Source organism: Myxococcus sp. AB056, assembly GCF_006547365.1.
Classification (GTDB): domain Bacteria; phylum Myxococcota; class Myxococcia; order Myxococcales; family Myxococcaceae; genus Myxococcus; species Myxococcus virescens.
In genome coordinates, this window is the sequence record NZ_VHLB01000025.1 from 32,238 (window position 1) to 50,388 (window position 18,151).

The following is an 18,151-nucleotide window of genomic DNA, read 5'->3' on the forward strand; positions in this document are numbered from 1 at the left end:
ACGCCAGCGCCGCGCGGCGGGGAGCCACCGCGCATGTTTCATGAAGCCAGCGCGAAGCGCCTGCGTGCGCTAGGCTCGCGCGCCGTATGACACGTGCGCATTCCAATCGGGGGCGCCTGTCCCGGCGCTCCCTCATCCAGCGGCTGACCTTCCTGGGCGGAGGCGTGGTGTTGCTCGGCCCCGCCTGCAAGCGCTCCTCCGAATCCCAAGAGAAGACGCCCCCCGCGGACACAGGTCCCCTGGCGGCGAAGCAGGACGGCCAGGCCCCGCGCACCTTCTCCTCCTTCGAATACGCGGTGGTGGCCGCCGCCACCGAGCGCATCCTCCCGCGAGACGAAGACCCGGGCGCGCTCGACGCGAATGTCCCCGTCTACATCGACCGCATCCTCCAGACACCCGAGCTGGAGCCGGTGCGCGAGGACTTCCTCTCCGGCGTGGCGGCCCTGGAGCGCCGCGCCCAGCGCATGCACCAGAAGGGCTTCGCCGCCCTGACGGCCGAGCAGCAGGACGAACTGCTCACCCTCTTCAAGGACAGCCCGCCCCGCAGCGGCGAGGCGCACTTCTTCGAGCTGCTGACGGTGATGACGCTGGAGGGCTTCCTCGGGGACCCGTCCTACGGCGGCAACCAGGGCAAGGTGGGCTGGCGGCTGATGGGCTTCGACACAGTGGGCACCGTCGCCTCCGCGCCGCCAGAAGGCTACGACGGGCCCAAGTGCCTACGTGAATGTGGGGTCCACCGATGAGCCTGCCCGAGGTGGACGTCTGCATCATCGGCAGCGGCGCGGGCGGCGCGCCCATGGCGCTGGAGCTGGGCCGCGCGGGCTTCAAGGTGGTGGTCCTGGAGAAGGGCCCGCACTACCAGCCCAAGGACTTCATCCACGACGAAATCCTGAACAGCCGCCGGAACTTCTTCATGCCGGTGCCGTGGGAGGAGCCGCACCTGGTGCGCCAGGGCGCGAAGGGCCGCTACGAGAAGACGAGCGCGGCGTGGACGGCCAACTGCGTGGGCGGTGGCACCGTCCACATGAGCGGCTTCTTCTACCGGCTCAAGCCGGTGGACTTCCGGCTGCGCTCCACGCTGGGCGCCGTGCCCGGCAGCACCGTGGCGGACTGGCCCATCTCCTACGAGGAGCTGGCGCCCTTCTACGACAAGGCCGAGGCGGAGCTGGGCGTGTCCGGCGAGTCCGTCCCCCACCCCTTCGCCGAGCCGCGCAGTGGCCCCTACCCGCTGCCGCCGCTGGACGTGCATCCGGTGGCGAAGGAAATCGACAAGGCGTGCGGCGCCATGGGCTGGCATTCCCTGCCCACCGCGCGCGGCATCCTCAGCAAACCCTACCGGGGCCGGGCGCCGTGCTCGTACTGCGCGCTGTGCGGCAGCTACGGCTGCGAGACGGGCGCGAAGAGTGGCACCAACGCCAGCCTCATCCCCGCCGCCGTGGCCACCGGCAATGTGGACCTGCGTCCCGGCTGCATGGCGCGCACGGTGGAGGTGGACAAGCAGGGCCACGCGCGGAGTGTCGTCTACCTCGACGCGGACGGCGTGACGCGCGAGCAGCCGGCGAAGGTCATCGTCGTGTCCTGCACCGCCGTGGAGAGCGCGCGCCTGCTGCTCAACTCCACCTCCAGCCGCTTCCCGAAAGGCCTGGCCAACGGCAACGGACTGGTGGGGCGCAACCTCACCTTCAGCTCGTTCGGCGAATCCCACGCCACCTTCCGCCTGTCGAAGCAGTCCGCCGCGCGGCCGTGGCTGAAGGACCCATCTCCCTTCGTCAACCGCAGCCTCCAGGACTTCTACCTGATGCCCGACGCCCGATTCGGCTTCCGCAAGGGCGGCACGCTGGGCTTCATGTGGGCCCACCCCAATCCCATCCATGCGGCGGTGGGGCTGGCGGGCAAGGGCGAGAAGGCCCTCTTCGGCAAGGCGTTGAAGGACAAGATGCGCGAGTACCGCGACTCACGCATCCTCCAGTTCGAGGTCTACGCCGAGTTCCTCCCCACCGCCGGCACCTACGTCAGCGTGGAGGACAGCGTGAAGGACCGCTACGGAATCCCCGTGGCGGCCATCACCGTGGACCGGCACCCCATGGACCTGGCGGCCACGCGCTTCCTGGTGGAGCGCGGAGAGGAGGTCCTCCTGCGCCTGGACCCGGATGACGTCCGCCGCGGCACCACCAGCGGGGAGACGTCCATCCTCCAGCACGGCACCTGCCGCTTCGGCGACGACGCAGCGACGTCCGTGCTGGACCGCGACTGCCGCGCCCACGAGGTGCCCAACCTCTACGTGGTGGACGGCAGCTTCATGCCCACCGGCGGCAGCGTGCCGTCCACGCTCACCATCAGCGCCAACAGCTTCCGCGTGGCGGACCACCTGGTGCGCAAGCTCAAGGGCGGACGCTAGCGATTGCGCAGCGGCGTCACGTCCACCTTGATGATGTAGCGCGCCTGCATGTCGGACTCGAACTCGATGAGGTGGTCGCCCACGCCGGTGAGCTCCGCCTCCTCGGTGAAGGAGCCCTGTCGCTCCATCACATCCAACACCGCGCGCCCTTCCGTGGCCCGGCGGATGCGCGCCCGGCAGCCCTCTTCATGGAAGAGCATCACGGTTTCACTTCCCGCCGCGGTGACGTCCTCCAGGAAGAGGCTCACCTTCACGGTGGAGGCTTCCTTCAACTGGACGATGAGCTGCTGCCGGCCAGGGAAGCGGCCTTCCGAATAACTTTCCGAACCGAGAATACAGCCCGCCACGCGGTCGCACACAGGCCAGGCCGCGCCGCAGGTGTCCTTCACACGCGCGCCGATGAAGTCCTCGCGCGTGCCGTCGCAGGCACCCCAAAGCGACGCAAAAAGCAGCACCGCTGCTGCCTGGGCCTTGCGGCCAAACACTGTTACAACCGGCGTCATCTTCAGACCCTCATGCGAGGCGTGTATGTCCATGCGACTGCGTACCCGTTGGCTCCCCATCATCCTCTTCGCCCTGGCTGGCTGTGGGGAGGAGACGGAGCTTCCCCAGGCGCCCACACTCTTCATCGACCGCGCGGCGCTGACGTTCAACCGCGAGTTCAACCACGGCACCTACGTCGGGCAGACGGCCTACAACTCGCTGGCCATCCAGAACCGCGGCCTGGACCCGCTGGACATCACCGCCATCACCCTGTCGGCGCCGAGCGTCTTCACCCTCCAGCTTCCCGAAGGCTTCACCCCAGGCACGCCGCTGCAGTTGGAGACGTATGACCGCGCCTACCTGACGGTGGCGTTCATGCCCACCGATGACGTGGAATACGACGGCACGATTACCATCGAATCCAATGCCGCCAACGCCGCCCAGCAGGTCATCACCCTCAACGGGCTGGGCGTCGCGCCCTGAAGTCCTCGCGGACCACCGCGTGACGGGCGGGAGCCAGCGCTCCCGCCCTGACGCCACCCGCCTCATGGCTGGTAGGTGAAGTTGCAGCCCCCGGCGTAGTTCTGGATGACGCCGCCATCTCCGTCCGGCGTCGTCCCACCGTCGGTGACGACCGGGCACGACACCGTCGTCCCGCCGTCCACCGGATAGCTCTGCGGATAGTCCCCGTGGCCGGTGCGCAGCGTGTAGTTCACCCGCTCGTAGTCCAGCCGCTCCGACGCCGTCACGTCCACGCGCAGGGTGCCGCCGCGGATGAAGCGCCGCTCCAGGCAGCCGCAGGCATAGGGCGCCAGGGTGACGACGGTGGAATTGGGACGGTCCTCCAACTGGTAGAGCGACTGCAGGCTGCTGGTGCCCGCGTTGGACGGCGTGTGCCAGGCGCGCAGCGCGTCCGAGCGGTAGCCCAGCGTCAGCGGCCCCCGGTTGCCCGTGCGCACCGGCGTGCAGGTGCCGACACCGGCGTCCGTCGCATCGCCGTCACAGAAGGTGAGGTCCAGCGCCAGGCCGTGCGGCGTGCCACCGTCGGCCAGCTTCGCCACCTCCCACTGGAGCAGCCACGTCCGGTCCTCCGGCGGAGGCACCGAGGGCAGGTCGAACACGTACGAGTCCACGTCGGAAGGCACGGCGTCGTAGTCCAGCGGGCCACGCACCCCGAGCCCGTTGACGCGGTCCGTGCCGCTGCGCAGCCGGCCGTGGCCGTGCGACAACTGGCCCGTGACGGAGAACTCCGCCGTGTCGGGCGGCGACGGGAAGGCCGTGGTGGACGCGAGCGTCCGCGCCACCGGCGCCTCCGCGCCATTGACGTAGCGAGACAGCTCGTCCGCGTCCTCCACATCCCAGCTCACCTCCAGGCGGTAGTCCTTGTCGTCCACCCACGAGCCGTTGTCCTGCACCAGGAAGTAGTACATCAGCGCGGCGTCATGCGCCGGAACCGGGATGACACCCCGGAAGTTGCTCAGGGCGGTGAAGCGCGAGTTGCCCACGGCCTCCTCGCGAGACGAGTGCAGACACATGGGCGCGGGCAAATCCGTGCGCCGGCAGAAGCGATCCACCAGGGTCCGGGCGTCGGGATTCTCCGAGAAGTCGCGCGGGCAGACGGCGGCGTCGGTGGCGCAGCGCTCCCGCGACTCGTTCAAGGGGCCCCCGGTGGCGATCAGGGTGAACACGTGCACCACGCGCGAGGCCGTCACCGGCATCGCGGGGAAGCGGCCACCCGTCTCCAGCGGCACCAGCCGGTAGCGCAGCAGCGTGGGGGTGCTGGAGGCCGGCAGCCGCACCGAGTACCAATCCCGGTCGGAGATGTAGCCCAGGCGGCCGGTGAAGGAGACAGACGAGCCGGCGCCGCCGGGCGTGGCGGCGCTCAGATTGCGCGTGGTGGCACGCTGCGCCCGGTCGTTATCGGGCACCTCCGGGCGCTGCGGGTCCGGCCGGTCCTGCGGGTCCTCCTCCTCCAGCACGCGCACCTCCACCTCGTAGGGCTGCGTGAGGTCGCCCTGGGCCGTGTCCCGGTCATTGGTGCCGCGGTAGCCCTTCACCACCAGCGTCCACCGCCCCGCGTGCTCCACCTTGACTTTGCGCGCGGTGGCCAGCTCGCCGCCGCGCACCTGGGGCAGCACCACGCCTTCGTCCTCCTTCTCCGTGAAGCCCGGGCGCCACAGCTCGTAGGACAGGCGCCAGTTGGGCACGGCGTCCAGGTCGGGCGCGGTGATGTGCACGTAGGCAATCTTCCCCTCGGCCAGGTCGAAGGCGTAGTGGTCCACGTCGTTGTCCGTGGCCAGGTAGCCGGTGGAGGCGCCCATCAGCATCTCCCCGGACTGCGTCAGCACCAGCGGCGTGGCCGTCTCGTGCGTGTCGTTGGGCTCCTGCGCGTCCGGGTTCTGGTCGATGCGCACCGTCAACCGGTACTTGTTGCGCGCGTCGAAGTTGGGCCGGGACGGCACGTCTGGCGCGTCCTGCACCAGCACCAGCAGCGTCTGGTTCTCCAGCCCGTCGCGCAGCGGCAACACGATGTCCACCGGACGGGGCGCGCCCTGGGCGTGCTTGTCCTCTTTCCTCGCCAGCGAGCCCTCCTTCCCGTCCGGCAGCGGCCCCAGGATGGTGACGGACAGATTCACCGCGGTGCTGGACGCCAGGTATGTCCCGTTGACGTTCAGCAGCGTGCGGGCGTTGGTGCCGGGCGGCAGGACGACGCGGTACCAGTCCTGGTCACCGGCGCGCGGCTCGCTGTCCAGCGCCAGGAAGCGCTCCAGCGGCTCGCCCGGCTTGAGCTCGCACTCGGGCCGCGTTAGCGCCTCTTCGCGCGAATTGCACAGGTCCTCCACCACGGGAGTCCCCGCGTCGGGTGTCTCGCCTCCTCCAGACGAACAGGCGGCGAGGACGAGCAACGCGAACGGCAACAGACGAACAGAGGTGGGCATGGCGTCGGTTCTCAAGGCGTCGGGGGCACGTCGTCGGGGCGGCCAGGGCAGCCGTCGACGAGTTGCTCGGGTTCCACGCGGATGACGCCGTCGGCGGGCGACTTGATGCCGCCCACCGGGTAGCGCACGTCATTCACGCGGAAGGTGCGGACCAGCGTCCGGGCGGTGGGGTCGTCTCCGGGCACCATGGCCACGGACAGCGCGATGTCGTTGAAGCCCGCCCCGCGCTGCACCACGCCCGCGTCATCCGCGGACGCCATCGTGGGGGCCAGCAGGACGTTCTCCACGCGGAAGCGGTAGCACTGGCGGCCCAGGTTGTCCGGCGGGCCGTCCGCCTCGAAGGCGTAGCGATAGCCGTTCACCGACAGGTCCGCGGTGTCCACCACCAGCGGCCGGGTGTGCATCCGCAGCTCCATGCGGTTCGTCAGCCCGTCGTTGTCCGGGTCCTCGTCCAAATCGTTGCTGGCGCCCTGCGTGCCGCCCAGCCACTCCATGCCGTCCGGCACGCCGTCCCGGTCACTGTCCGCCAGCGTCGCGTTGGTGCCCACGAACTGCTCGTCGCAGTCCAGCAGGCCGTCGCAGTCCGAGTCCACGCCGCGCAGCGCCGGCGGACACCCACGGTCCAGCCCGCCGCCGTCCGGCAGGGCCTCCTGCGTGGGGTTGAAGTCCACGCCGCGGTCGCGGAAGTACACCTCCACGCCGTCGCTGAAGCCGTCCCCGTCCGTGTCCACCTTGTGCGGGTCCGTGCCCAGCTCCAGCTCGCGCGCGTCCGTCAGGCCGTCACCGTCCGAGTCCGCCTCGCCCACGGGGCTGCCCGGCGGCGCGGAGAAGTTGAAGGCCACCATCTCCTTCACGATGAAGGCGCGGCGCACCTGGCCGAAGGTGAAGTCCAGGAAGTTGATGGGCTCGTTGTTGCGGAAGTCGCGGAAGTTGCCGCCGCCCAACGTCGCCATCTGCTCCAACCGGTCCGCGTTCTGGTTGATGATGAGCAGCGGGCAGCCCCCGTCACCAGACAGGTCACACACCGAGGACACCGGCTGCGTGGGGTTGAAGACGTGCACGGTGTTGACGCGCACGTCCTCCACCAAATCCCGCAACTGGCGGATGCGCACCACCGCGTCACCCCGGAGCAGCTCGTCGTCCTGGTCGTTGGTGGGCTTGCCGTCCGACAGGAAGATGACGGAGTAGCGCGCCTGCGCCAGCGCCTGCGCACCGCCCGGGTCCAGCCGGCTGCGCGCGATGTCCGTGTTGATGAGCGAGTAGATGTCCGACAGCGGCTTGACGAAGTCCGTCGAGTCCCGGTTCGGCGAGGTGTCGGGGTTGCGGAAGGTGAGCAGCTGCTCCGTCAGACGCCGCAGCGTGGCGTCATCCATGGAGGACACCTGGACGAAGCCGTCCTGGGGCGGGTTGCCCGGCTGCTGCGTGAGGAAGGCCGTGGTGCTGCCCGCGAAGAGCATCACCGCCAGGTGCACCTCGGGGTCCCTGGGCAGGTTCTGGATGAGCTCCACCAGCGCGGTGGCGCGCGCGCCGTCCGGGTCGCTCACCCGCATGGACTGCGAGGCGTCCATGGCGACCACCAGCTTGATGGGCCGCACCACCTCATTGCTGCCCACGCTGCAGAAGCGGCCTTCCAATGTCACCGCCCGGTCCACCGGCACTTCCGTGTCACGGCGAGGGTCGTACAGATAGGAATCCGTACACGCCATCACCATCGCCACGGCCACCAGGACGCCCGCCAGGACTCGGACAACGCGGCTCACGGATTGGCGCTCCCCGAGGGCGGGATTCCGACGCAGTCGTTCTGATTGTTCCACGGGTTGCTCAAGGTATCGGGCCGGCGGAAGTCAGCATCCTCGAAGGCCAGCTCGGGCCCCACCGGGACCCGCACGCTGGGCGGCGCATACTGCGCCCAGGCGCAGGCGGTGCGCCACACGCCGTAGTCCGTGCTCACGCCACTCTCCGGCGCCTCGGCGAACCACACCTTGAAGAGGTTGTAGCCCTGCTTCACGCCCGAGCGGTCCGGCGGCGTGACGAGCTGCAGGTTGGACACGGTGAAGTCGTAGCAGAGGCTGCCGTCAGGACGGACCTCCGCGATGCGCGTCTCGTACTGGTAGCCGAAGCGCTCGTGGAAGGCCTTGTCGCGGCGCGTGGGGTCACTGCCCGCACGCAGCTCCTGGGCGTCGGGGATGCCGTCACCGTCCGTGTCCAGGCCCGACACGCTGTTCTCCAGCGGGTTGAGCCCCCAGCGCGCCTCCAGGCCGTCCGGCACGCCGTCTCCGTCGCTGTCCACGATGCCGGTGCGCGTGCGCAGGTAGTCCTCGGCGAACTGGGACAGGCCGTCACCGTCCGTGTCGCGGCAGACGCAGTTGGGCGTCAGCGGCGAGGCCGGGTTGCACCCGCGAGCGTCCAAATCATTGGCGGCGCGGAAGCCCTGGTCCTCGCGGCGGTACTCGAAGCCGTCATCCAGGCAGTCGCCGTCGCTGTCCGCCACGAAGGTGTTGGTCTTCAGCGTGAAGCTGTTGTCGATGGAATCCGGCACCCCGTCCCCATCACTGTCCAGCACGCGGCCGGTATCTCCCGGCGCGGAGCTGAGCGACTCCACCATCAACGTCTTCATCACGTTGCGCGAGGCGAACGACGAGTAGTCCAGTGCGCCCAGGCCCAGGTTGGAGATTTCGCCCGTGTCGTTGAACTCCTGGTACACGCCGTTGCCGATGTCCGCGAAGCGCCGCAGCAGCCAAGCGGCGATCTTCTTCGCGGCCTCCGGGTAGCGCGCCGGCTCCACGCCCGGGTACACGCCGTAGATGTCCTGGCAGATGGGACCACACGCCCGCACCGCTTCCTGGTTGAAGAGCAGCACCGTGTGCATGCGCAAATCGCCCACGTTGTACTGGTCCTTCAACTCCATCAGCCGCCGCACGTAGCTGAACAACTGGTAGTTCTGGTTGCGGTCCGTCCCCACCTCGAACCCGTCAATCTGGTCCGTGGTGTTGGTGAGGTTGCAGAAGTCGCTCAGTGAGTCCGCCCACGTCAGGTCCGGGTTGTCCGGGTCGGCGTAGACGCTGAGGTTGTCGGTGGCCGAGCAGCGTGGATATGGCGTGCCGTCCGTGAGGAAGACGACGACGTAGCGCGTGCGCGGCAGCAGCTCCGGGTTGGACTGCGCCACCGCGTTGATGTCGCTGGAGATGAGGCTGTAGGCGTAGGACAGGGCGCCCTGGTAGTCGGTGCCCTTGCCCAACTGGCTCTGCAGGCCCTCGATGTAGCTGTCGATGTTGTTGTCCGGCCGGGCGAAGCGGTCCCCCGTCGTGGTGGGCGGCCAGACGTTGCGCACGTTCGTTTCAAAGGGAGCAACGGACACCTGCACGTTGCCGCCCTGCGCATTCACTTCCCGGAACTGCTGCACCAGCCGCTTGAGGGCGCGCACGCGCGCGGGCTCGGTGACGCCCTCCGGGATGATGTCCAGAATTTCCCGGCGCTGGCAGAAGCCGTTGTCGAGCTGCGCGCCCGGCGGGTCGGAGACGCACATGCTGCCCGACTCGTCGATGACCACCACCACCTTCACCGGGAAGCCAGAGGGGCTGGGCGGGCGCGTGCACACCCGCCCCTCGAGCGTCAGCCGGTCATCGAGGTTGGAGAGCGCATCCACCCTCGATTCGAGCATGGCGTCCGAACAGGACCACAGGCCCGAAGCCAGGAGGCCCGCCGCGAGCAGCGAGGTACGAACGAAGCGGCGCATGCGGAAAGGACCTCCTGGAGGGGGACGGCGAGGTTACTGCTGGGGACGGCGGCGGCGCATCAGCACGCTGAGCAGCGCGGCGCCCAGGGCGGTGGCGCTGAAGCCGGCGGGCACTGAGCTGCAGTTGGTGCCCTCCTTCGGGTCATCCCCCACGAGCACCGTGAGGGTGGAGGTGGACACGCGCTGGTCCGGGAAGACGCGGTCGGAGAAGGCCAGGCGCGCGGTCAGCTGGAGCTGGTACTCGCCCTTCTTGTCCGGGACGAAGGTGGGCACGCTGCCGTCGACGTACATGTACTGCCAGTCGCGGCTGAGCGTCACGGCACCCTGCGGACGCTCCACCACCGAGATGGAACCCGAGGGACGCTTCACCACCACCCACTCGTACTCCATGGCCGCGCCGTTGCGGTTGGCGAACAGCGGCGGACGGATGGTGACGCCGGCCTTGTCCGTGCGGAACAGGCCACCGGCGCTGACGGTGAACGGCGACTTCGGGTCCAGGCAGTCGTCGGGGCGCTCGGGGTTCGTCACCAGGCAGTAGCGCGTGTCGCACGCGTCGCCAATGCCGTCGCGGTCGTCGTCGCGCTGGTCGCGGTTTTCGACGGCGGGGCAGTTGTCCTGCGTGTTGAGCACGCTGTCGCCGTCGATGTCGGGGTCGCACGCGTCGCCCACGCCGTCACCGTCCGTGTCCCGCTGGTCGGGGTTGGGCACACCCGGGCAGTTGTCGCTGCTGTCGGAGATGTTGTCGTTGTCCGCATCCACGCGGCACAAGTGAGCCTCTTCGTCCTTGACGATCTGGTCGGGGTTGTAGACGCGGGGGCAGTTGTCGTCGCCGTCCAGTTCACCGTCACCGTCGTCGTCCAGGTCGCAGACGTCGCCCAGGCCATCACTGTCCAGGTCCTCCTGGCCGGGGTTGGGCACCAGCGGGCAGTTGTCTTCCGCGTTGTCGCGGCCGTCGTTGTCCTGGTCCGGGTCGCAGTCGTCGCCGATGCCGTCGCCGTCCGCGTCGCGCTGCTGGAAGTTGGAGAGCGACGCGCAGTTGTCGCAGGCATTGCCCACGTCGTCGCCGTCGTCGTCCGCCTGGTCGCGGTTGGAGACGAAGGGACAGTTGTCGCGGTCATCCGCGCGGCCGTCGCCGTCCGCGTCGTCCGTGTACGACAGCGTGTCGCCGTCGTCCGTGTAGTTGACCCACACGCTGCCGCCCGCGCCGCAGCCACAGCCACCGCCGACTTCCAGCGGCATGCCGCACCGGTCGCCCAGACACTCCGGGTTGTCGGGGTTGTTGTTGGACTGCGCCAGCGCCCCCGTGGGGCCGAGGACGAGGAAAGCCCCCAGCGTGAGGGCTGAAGCGAAACGAGCGCGTGTCATGGTGACTCCTTTCAACGCCGGACGCCTAGCAAGGAACGATCCGTACCAGACACTTGGGGGAAGCCCTGGAATGTCAGTGAGTTGGGCACGAGCAGGGACGCGTCGAACAAAAGGTGTGGGGGGCACTCCCCAGTGAAGGCGAGGGGTCAACCCCACATCCAAGGAGGGCTTCAGGTCCCCGGGATGAAGGTGTCGGGCTCCAGGGGGATGATGCCCGCCGGCAGGCGGCCCCCCTCTTCGCTGTATTGGATTTCCTGGATGAGGAGCGAGCCGATGCCCGCGCCCCGTGGATCATTGTCCCGGCCAGCCTGGAGGTAGAGGTACACCTCGTTGGTGCCCGCCTTGATGACTTCGCCCGGGATGAAGGGATGTGGCCGCTCGCGGGTGGGGACGACGGTGACGTTCTCCACGCGCACCTGGTAGCAGCTGCGGCCGTCCGCGGTGGGCGTGGTCTCCACCAGCTCGTAGCCGTAGCCGCGCTCGCGGTGGAAGTCGAGGTCGGCGCTGAGCGGGTCTCCGTGCGCCTCCACCTCCGACACGTTGGTGATGCCGTCGCGGTCCGTGTCGAGCAGGTCCTCGGGGATGAGCGGGTTCGTCATCACCAGCGCCTCCACCAGGTCCGGAAGCGCGTCCCCGTCCGTGTCACCGATGCAGGCGTTGGTGCCCAGCACGCGCTCCTCGCAGGTGTTGAGCCGGTCACCGTCCTCGTCCAGGGACACGTTGCAGCCGTTGATGACGTCCGGCTGGAGCGGGTCCAGGCCCATGCGGACCTCGACGCCGTCCATCAACCCGTCCTGGTCCGTGTCCTGGCGCCCAGGGTCGGTGCCCATCAACGCCTCATCCTCGTCGGGAAGGCCGTCCCCATCGCTGTCGACGAGCACCTGCCCGGCGCGCACCACCACGTTGCGGTTGTAGGCGAAGAAGCGCTTGAGCTTGAGGGTGTTGGTCCGCGCGGCGTACTGGATGTTGGTGAGGGTGCCTGACAGGCCCGCCGCGTCCGTCTCCAGCGGCTCGGTGCCGCCAGCGTTGGCGATGGCGGCCACGTGCTGGCGGGTGATGGGGTCTGGCGTCTCGCCGCGCACGTAGATGGGCTGCACCACCACTTCGCCCGCGCTGAACTGCGAGGCCAGCGCCTTGATTTCGCCGGTGACGGCGGTGAGCTCACACTGGCTGCACGCCGACGTGTTGCCCAGCGCGCTGCAACGCGAGTCGAGCCCCACGTTGAAGGCCGGGTTGGCGCAGCTGGTGTCCTGGCTGCGCACCACGACGACGATGACGTAGCGCGTGCGGGCGACCTCGCCGCGGCAGGACGTCTGCATGTCGCCCGACAGCAGCGTCTTGGCCAGCCGCAGGGCGGCGCGGACGCTCACGGGGCCGGACTCCTGGTAGGTGGCGTAGCGCGGCAGCGCGGCCTGGAAGTCGGACGCGTCCGAGAAGCGGCCCAGCAGGCCCGTCGCCACCGTGTGGTACGCGACGAGGCCGAACTGGACGAAGGGACCGGAGAAGCGGCTGGAGAGCGTGGACAGCGCATCGGTGGCGTAACCCACCACCTCCCGCTCGACGCCTTCGCCGCCCTGGAGCGCGAAAATCACCTTCGTGGGAAAGGCCTCGCCGCCCGCGAGCGGCACGCAGACGGTGCCGGCGAAGCTGGCGCGGTCCTTCCCGCCAGGGCCACGGCCATTGAGCGCGTAGAGGCCCGCGTCGGAACACGACAGCAAGAGCACGGGAATGAGCCAGACGGACCGCGTGAGGGCGCGCATCAGTCCGATTCTACACCTTAGGCCCCGGTGACAACGCAAGCGCTGGTGACACGAAGCCTGCAAGCACCGCGCAAGTGACACAGCACGGACCGACAATTCGGCCCCCCGTGGAACGGGCGCTGAGCCCCCCGGAGGCGCCGTGACTCCCCGTGTCCTCCGAGCATGGACAGCCAGGTGACGGCCTACAGCGTGAGCAGGAACGCCAGCAGGTCATCGCGCTCCTCGGACGTCAGCGCACTGGCGTGGCCGTGCTGGGGCCCGGACGTCTCCAGCAGCGCGCGCAGCGCGAAGCGCGTCTCCACCACGAGCCGGTTGTCCTTCACTCCATAGCCCGCGGTGGCGCTCGTCAGCAGGGGCCACACATCCCACGCCCCCACCAGGGACGGCGTCGCCGCGCCGGGCACCAGGTCCTGTTGCTCCAGTCTCAGCGGCAGCGCCACCGGCGTGCCCACCTCGAGGTACCGGCCCCGCGTGGCCAGGTCCTGGTCCAACGTGTAGAGGGGCGCCGGGTGACACGTCACACAGGCGCCCTTGCCCTCGAACAGCGCGCGTCCTCGCGCCGGGCGCCCCACCCTCCCGTCCGGCAACGCCACCGTCTCCAACGGTGCGCCGTCCTCGCCGCGATGGGGATTGGGCGGCGTGACGATGAGCGCGTTGAAGAGGGCCAGCGCCTCCACCTCCGACGGCGACAGGTCCGGGTTGCGGAAGCGGTTGCGCGCGCCCACGAAGCGCACCGTGTCCACGAGGCTGACGTGGCTGGCGGGCGTGAAGTACGGCGGCGTGTCGCGGCTGCCTCGCAGCGTCGTGGAGCGGTAGATGCGGTTGGGCTGCGTCTTCTCGTAGAAGATGCCTCCCGTGTGGCCCTCGATGTGGCAGCCGTCACAGGTGATGCCCGTGCGTCCCAGGTCCGCGTAGTAGAGGACCTGCCCCAGCCGGCGTTTGGCCTGCGCGCGAGACGTCTCCACCGGAAGCTGACGCACCACCCGCGCCTTGCCCGCCTTCGCCTCGCGCACGTCCACCACCGCCACCGTCCGGGTGAACCGGTTGAGCACGTACAGCGTGCGCGCGTCGGGTGACAGCGCCAGCGCGCTGGGGCCCGAATGGAGTTCCTCGCCCGCCCTGCCCCGGACCCCGAAGTCCTCGGGCGGCCGGATGCGCGGCGTACCGTCGGGCGGCGCCACCGCCACCTCCTGGAGCACCGCGCGCCGGGCGGGCGCGTCCCCCGACACCAGCGCTCGCGCATCCAACACCCGCACGAGCCCCAGTCCCACGTCCGCCGCGTAGAGGAGTCCCGCGCCGTCGTCCAGCGCCAGCCCCTCCGTGCCGCCCGCGCCGAAGCCCCGGTGCCGCACGTAGCCGCCCCGCGAGGGCTCCACCACCGACACACCGCTGTTCGCGCTCACCTCCATGCGCTGGGGATTGGGCCCCACGTTCGGCCCCAGGCTCGACATGAAGACGTGCCCCAGCCGCTCGCTCGCCACCAGGAAGCGCGGCGCCTTGCCGCCCATCACCTGCTCGCGGAAGCGCTCGGTGTTGCCTCCGACGATGGACACCCCCGGCCCCGGCGCCACCGTGGAGACGAGCGTCCCGTCCTCCTGCCGCAGCAGCTCCAACTGCCCTGTCTGGAGACTGCCCACCGCCAGCAGGTCCTTCCACCGCGCCAGCGCCCGAGGGTTGGGGTCCACCGGCGCCGACCAGCGCACGCGCCCGTCCGCCAGCGACAGCGCCTGCACCTGGTCCCGCACACGCTCGGCCACGAAGGCCACGCCGGCTCGGCCATCCACGGTCAGCCCCTCCGCCCCCAGCGGCGCGGGCAGCACCCGAGGCGCGGCGTCCAGCGCGTCCAGCGCATACAGCCACAGCTCCGGCTGATACCGGTGCGCCACACCCAGCCAGGGCCGGCCGTCCGAATCCGTCCAGGCCGCCAGCGCGGCGGGACCGTCTCCCGTGGCCAGCCGCGACACACGCCCGGTCTCGACCTCCAGCGCGAACACCGTGTCGGTGGGGGGCGAAGTAATGAAGAGCGTGCGCCCATCCGGCGCGGGCACCATCGCCGTCAGGTCAGTGAAGGCCGCGTCGTTCACCACCGTGAGCCGCGCCGCGCCGTCCGACTCGGCGCCGTCCGCCCCGACGAGCCGCGCCTCCACCACCGCCTGCGGCGCATCCTCTGGCAGACGGAGCCCCGCGGGCAGCCGCGCATAGGCGTGCGTGGCGTCCACCACCGTCAACGGCAGGCGCAGCGACAGCGGAGGGCCCAGCGACAGCGACAGCCCCGGCACCAGCCGTTCCCCCTGGATGGAGAGCGGCTGGGATGTCTCATTGCTCGTGAGCCGAGGCCCCACGGATGACAACACAGGGCGCGCCGCGGCGGATACCGGAGCGGGTGCGGCTGTTTCACGGAGCCGATGCACCACCACGCCCGTGGCGACCATCGACACGCTCAGCACCGCCAGCACCGCACGCCTGCGATTCCTGCTCATCCGCGCCCGTAGCATCCGCGCGAGAGCATCCCCCATCCTCCGGCGAACTCGAAACGCAGCACCGCACGCCATCTTTCCAGCGTCCCGGCAACATCTCCGCGTCACCGTGGTGGACGCGCCCCACATGGGGTGGAGTGCCCTCTACACCTGGGTGCGCACGGCGTCACATGCGCGCGCCGGAGTGTGCGTTGACAGCTCGGTACACGCATCGCTTAACCTGTTGATGATGCGACGCTTCCTCTTCTGCATGGCTGTCGCCCAGCTTCTCGGCGTCGGCTCGCTGGTGGCTCCGGCCGAAGCCTGGGCCCAGAGCCGCGGCCGTACCTCGCGCCAGGCGAAGTCCAAGGCCGCCAAGAAGGCGGCCTCCAAGACACCGCCGAAAATCGAGACCAAGGGCTCGTCCGTAGTGGACCCCGTGACGGGCGACGCGGCCACGGCCTCCTCCAACAACGCGCTGCCGCAGCGAGGCCCGGCGCGCATCGACTTCGATGACCGGCTCATCCAGGGACAGACGAACAAGTCCGGAGCCGTGTACCTCTATGACCGCAAGGAACTGAAGACGCGGTCGATGATCCGCGAGCGCGAGAGCTTCCGCTCCGAAACGCTCTCCACGGTGTACGACCACTAGGGCAGCACCGCCCCCCAGCCCTTGAATGGAGCGTCACCGTTGAGCGGCCAGCCCAGCGTCTTGCAAGTCGTCATCCTCCGCGACGGTCTCCTCGTGGGCACCGAGGTGTTCGTCCCGGGCACCTATGCGCTCGGCTCGGATCCATCCTCCGACCTGCGCCTGGATGACCCGTCCGTGGAGCCGCGGCACGCGCTGCTCTACTTCCAGAACGGCCGCGCGGCGGTGCAGGACGCGAGCTCCAGCACGGGGCTCTTCGTCAATGGCCACCGCGTCTCCGCCTGTGAAATCCGGCCGGTGGATGAGGTCCTCTGTGGCCCCTTCATCCTGAAGACGCGCGTGCTGTCTCAGAAGCCGCAGGAGGCCAAGCCGCAGCCGCCGCCCGAGGTCGCCGCGCTGCTCGGCGCGGCCCAGGCGCCCACGCCGTTCGCGGCGCCACCGCAGGTCGCCGCGCCCGCGGCCCCGCTGCCCTCCGCCGCGCCCGCGCGGCAGCTCCGTCCGGCCACGGCGGTCCCGCCCGTGTCCACCGCCACCATGCCCGCCGCGCGCGTGCCACAGCAGGTGGCCGCGGTTCCTCCCGTCCACGTGGCGACGCAGCTGGCCTACCCCACGCCCGCGCAGCCCGTGCCCGCGGTGGCCGTGGTTCCGCCCGTGGCGCAGCAGGCCGCCGTCCACGCCGCTGGCGGCCACGCGCATGGGCTCCCGCAGGCGCAGCCCGCCGTCATCCCCGTGCCTGGAGCGCAGCAGGCTCCCGCGGGCGTACCGGCGAGCACCGTGCCCTCGGCCCGCCGCCGGGCCGCGCCGGAGCCGGCCCCCGCGGCCAACTCGGGCATGCAGTTCGCGGACGAGCTGATGGCGGACCTCGCCCTCGACCCGCTCCCGGAGCCCACGGGGCCGCTGCTGCAGGAGCAGCGCACGCTGGCGCGGCCCACGCATGCGCCGCGCATCGCGCCCGGCAAGGGCACAGCGCAGCTCTACCTGGAGCTGTACTGGGGCGCCATCCGCCGCGACGCGCGCCGCTTCGCGCCGGACAAGAAGAAGCCGGTGCAGGCCTCGCTGGACCTCGAGGGGGCCATGCCCCTGTGGGGCTTCACGCTGCCGGAGGGCGCGCCCTTCACGCTGGCCGAGCCGCTCAACAACGCCTTCCGCCTCTTCGTACCGCCGGGCACCGACGTGGAGAAGAGCGGCGGTGACGGCCGCTTCACCCCCGTCACCGGCGCGGCCCTGGAGTCCGACGGCAGTCGCCGCTTCCTCACGCTGCGCGAGGGCACCGCCGCGCGCCTGACGCAGGGACAGATGTCCCTGGTGGCCTACGCGGCGCCCAAGCCCGCGCGCGTCTTCGTCAACCCGCTCAAGGGCCTGCCCTGGCTGACGCTGACGTGCCTGGGCCTCTTCGCCTCCGCCATGGCCGCGTTCCTGGTCATGAAGCCAGACCAGCCGGAGGTGGCAGACTTCCAGCACAAGAGCCTTCCGCCCGTGGCGCTGCGCCTCATCGCGCCCGAGCCGAAGAAGAAGGAAGAGGTGAAGAAGAAGCTGGAGGCCCTCCAGGAGAAGGTGAAGAAGCCCGCCAAGGAGAAGGTGGCGGAGAAGGCCCCGCCCAAGCCGGCGGAGAAGACGCCACCGCCGCCGAAGCAGCCCGAGAAAGCGGTGGCCGCCGCCACGCCGCCGCAGAACAAGGCGCTCAAGGCGCTGGCCAAGCTGTCCGCCGCGGGCCCCGCTACCAACGACTTGCTCGCCGCCGTGGACAAGCTCGGCAGTGGCCCCGGCAGCAAGAACGCGAAGAACTCCAACTACAAGCTGTCCGGCCTCATCGGGAAGGCCCCCATCGCCAACGCGGGCCTGGGCACCTTCGGGCTGGGCGGCGGCGGCAAGGGCGGCGGCGCCACGCTGGGCGCGGAGCTCTTGCGCGGCAAGGGCGGCGGCGGCATCGGCGCGCTGGGCGCGGGCGGCGTGGGCAAGGGCAAGGTGGGCGGCACCGTCACCCGCGCCACGGCCCGCAGCATCGCCTCCACGCAGGGCACGGTGGACCGTGAGGCGGTGGCGCGCGTCATCAACAGCAACCTGCACGAGGTGCACGGCTGCTATGAGCGCGCGCTGCTCAAGGACCCGGGTCTTGCGGGCAAGGTGGTGCTGGAGTGGACCATCGGCGCGAACGGCCGCGTGGTGGCCGCCAAGACGAAGTCCTCCACGCTGCGCAATGCCTCCGTCGAGTCCTGCATCCTCTCCAAGCTGAAGTCGTGGACGTTCCCTTCCCCCAAGGGTGGCGTCGTCATCATCACCTATCCGTTCCTCTTCAACTCGGTCGGCTACTGACGTGGCCTCAGTCCGCGCGTCCGTTCCCGTCCTCCCCCAGGAAGCCCCCACC

At 70.1% G+C, this 18,151-nt stretch carries 12 protein-coding genes; 5 read left to right on the forward strand and 7 right to left on the reverse strand.

From position 1 onward, the window contains the following. Window positions 1–86: 86 nt before the first annotated feature. The gene (locus FMP39_RS13855; protein WP_011551458.1) at window positions 87–743 is read left to right on the forward strand and encodes a gluconate 2-dehydrogenase subunit 3 family protein; all 657 of its coding nucleotides are present in this window, start codon (window positions 87–89) and stop codon (window positions 741–743) included. Continuing rightward, entirely contained in the window at window positions 740–2,398 is a 1,659-nt protein-coding gene (locus FMP39_RS13860) for a GMC family oxidoreductase (protein WP_141590355.1), read from the forward strand. Before FMP39_RS13855 ends, FMP39_RS13860 begins: the two co-directional genes overlap by 4 nt. On the opposite strand, the gene FMP39_RS13865 is transcribed toward FMP39_RS13860, so the two are convergent. Then, window positions 2,395–2,901 (reverse strand): hypothetical protein, encoded by a 507-nt coding sequence (locus FMP39_RS13865; RefSeq protein WP_225909778.1) that lies wholly within the window; start codon window positions 2,899–2,901, stop codon window positions 2,395–2,397. The genes FMP39_RS13860 and FMP39_RS13865 overlap by 4 nt on opposite strands. 31 nt (window positions 2,902–2,932) lie before the next feature. Between FMP39_RS13865 and FMP39_RS13870 the strand changes: the two genes are divergently transcribed. Further along, window positions 2,933–3,364 carry a hypothetical protein gene (locus FMP39_RS13870; protein WP_228557965.1) on the forward strand — a complete coding sequence of 144 codons (432 nt, stop codon included), beginning with the start codon at window positions 2,933–2,935 and terminating at the stop codon, window positions 3,362–3,364. Between the two features lie 62 nt (window positions 3,365–3,426). Here FMP39_RS13870 and FMP39_RS13875 read toward each other — a convergent pair whose 3' ends face one another. The 6 genes from FMP39_RS13875 to FMP39_RS13900 form a co-directional block, all read right to left on the reverse strand. Next, window positions 3,427–5,820 carry a hypothetical protein gene (locus tag FMP39_RS13875; RefSeq protein WP_194858390.1) on the reverse strand — a complete coding sequence of 798 codons (2,394 nt, stop codon included), beginning with the start codon at window positions 5,818–5,820 and terminating at the stop codon, window positions 3,427–3,429. A gap of 11 nt (window positions 5,821–5,831) precedes the next feature. Continuing rightward, window positions 5,832–7,580 carry a vWA domain-containing protein gene (locus FMP39_RS13880; RefSeq protein ID WP_141590358.1) on the reverse strand — a complete coding sequence of 583 codons (1,749 nt, stop codon included), beginning with the start codon at window positions 7,578–7,580 and terminating at the stop codon, window positions 5,832–5,834. Then, window positions 7,577–9,556: a vWA domain-containing protein gene (locus tag FMP39_RS13885; protein ID WP_141590359.1), complete on the reverse strand. Its 1,980-nt coding sequence runs from the start codon at window positions 9,554–9,556 to the stop codon at window positions 7,577–7,579. Before FMP39_RS13885 ends, FMP39_RS13880 begins: the two co-directional genes overlap by 4 nt. A gap of 33 nt (window positions 9,557–9,589) precedes the next feature. Next, window positions 9,590–10,921: a thrombospondin type 3 repeat-containing protein gene (locus FMP39_RS13890; protein WP_194858391.1), complete on the reverse strand. Its 1,332-nt coding sequence runs from the start codon at window positions 10,919–10,921 to the stop codon at window positions 9,590–9,592. A gap of 170 nt (window positions 10,922–11,091) precedes the next feature. Continuing rightward, window positions 11,092–12,681 carry a thrombospondin type 3 repeat-containing protein gene (locus FMP39_RS13895; RefSeq protein ID WP_194858392.1) on the reverse strand — a complete coding sequence of 530 codons (1,590 nt, stop codon included), beginning with the start codon at window positions 12,679–12,681 and terminating at the stop codon, window positions 11,092–11,094. A gap of 182 nt (window positions 12,682–12,863) precedes the next feature. After that, window positions 12,864–15,161: an MtsA protein gene (locus FMP39_RS13900; RefSeq protein WP_228557966.1), complete on the reverse strand. Its 2,298-nt coding sequence runs from the start codon at window positions 15,159–15,161 to the stop codon at window positions 12,864–12,866. 223 nt (window positions 15,162–15,384) lie between these two features. On the opposite strand from FMP39_RS13900, the gene FMP39_RS13905 reads away from it, so the two are divergent. Continuing rightward, a complete protein-coding gene (locus FMP39_RS13905; protein WP_228557967.1) occupies window positions 15,385–15,789 on the forward strand; it encodes a hypothetical protein in 405 nt (134 codons plus the stop codon). A gap of 39 nt (window positions 15,790–15,828) precedes the next feature. Further along, window positions 15,829–18,099 (forward strand): AgmX/PglI C-terminal domain-containing protein, encoded by a 2,271-nt coding sequence (locus tag FMP39_RS13910; protein WP_141590362.1) that lies wholly within the window; start codon window positions 15,829–15,831, stop codon window positions 18,097–18,099. Window positions 18,100–18,151 lie beyond the last annotated feature (52 nt).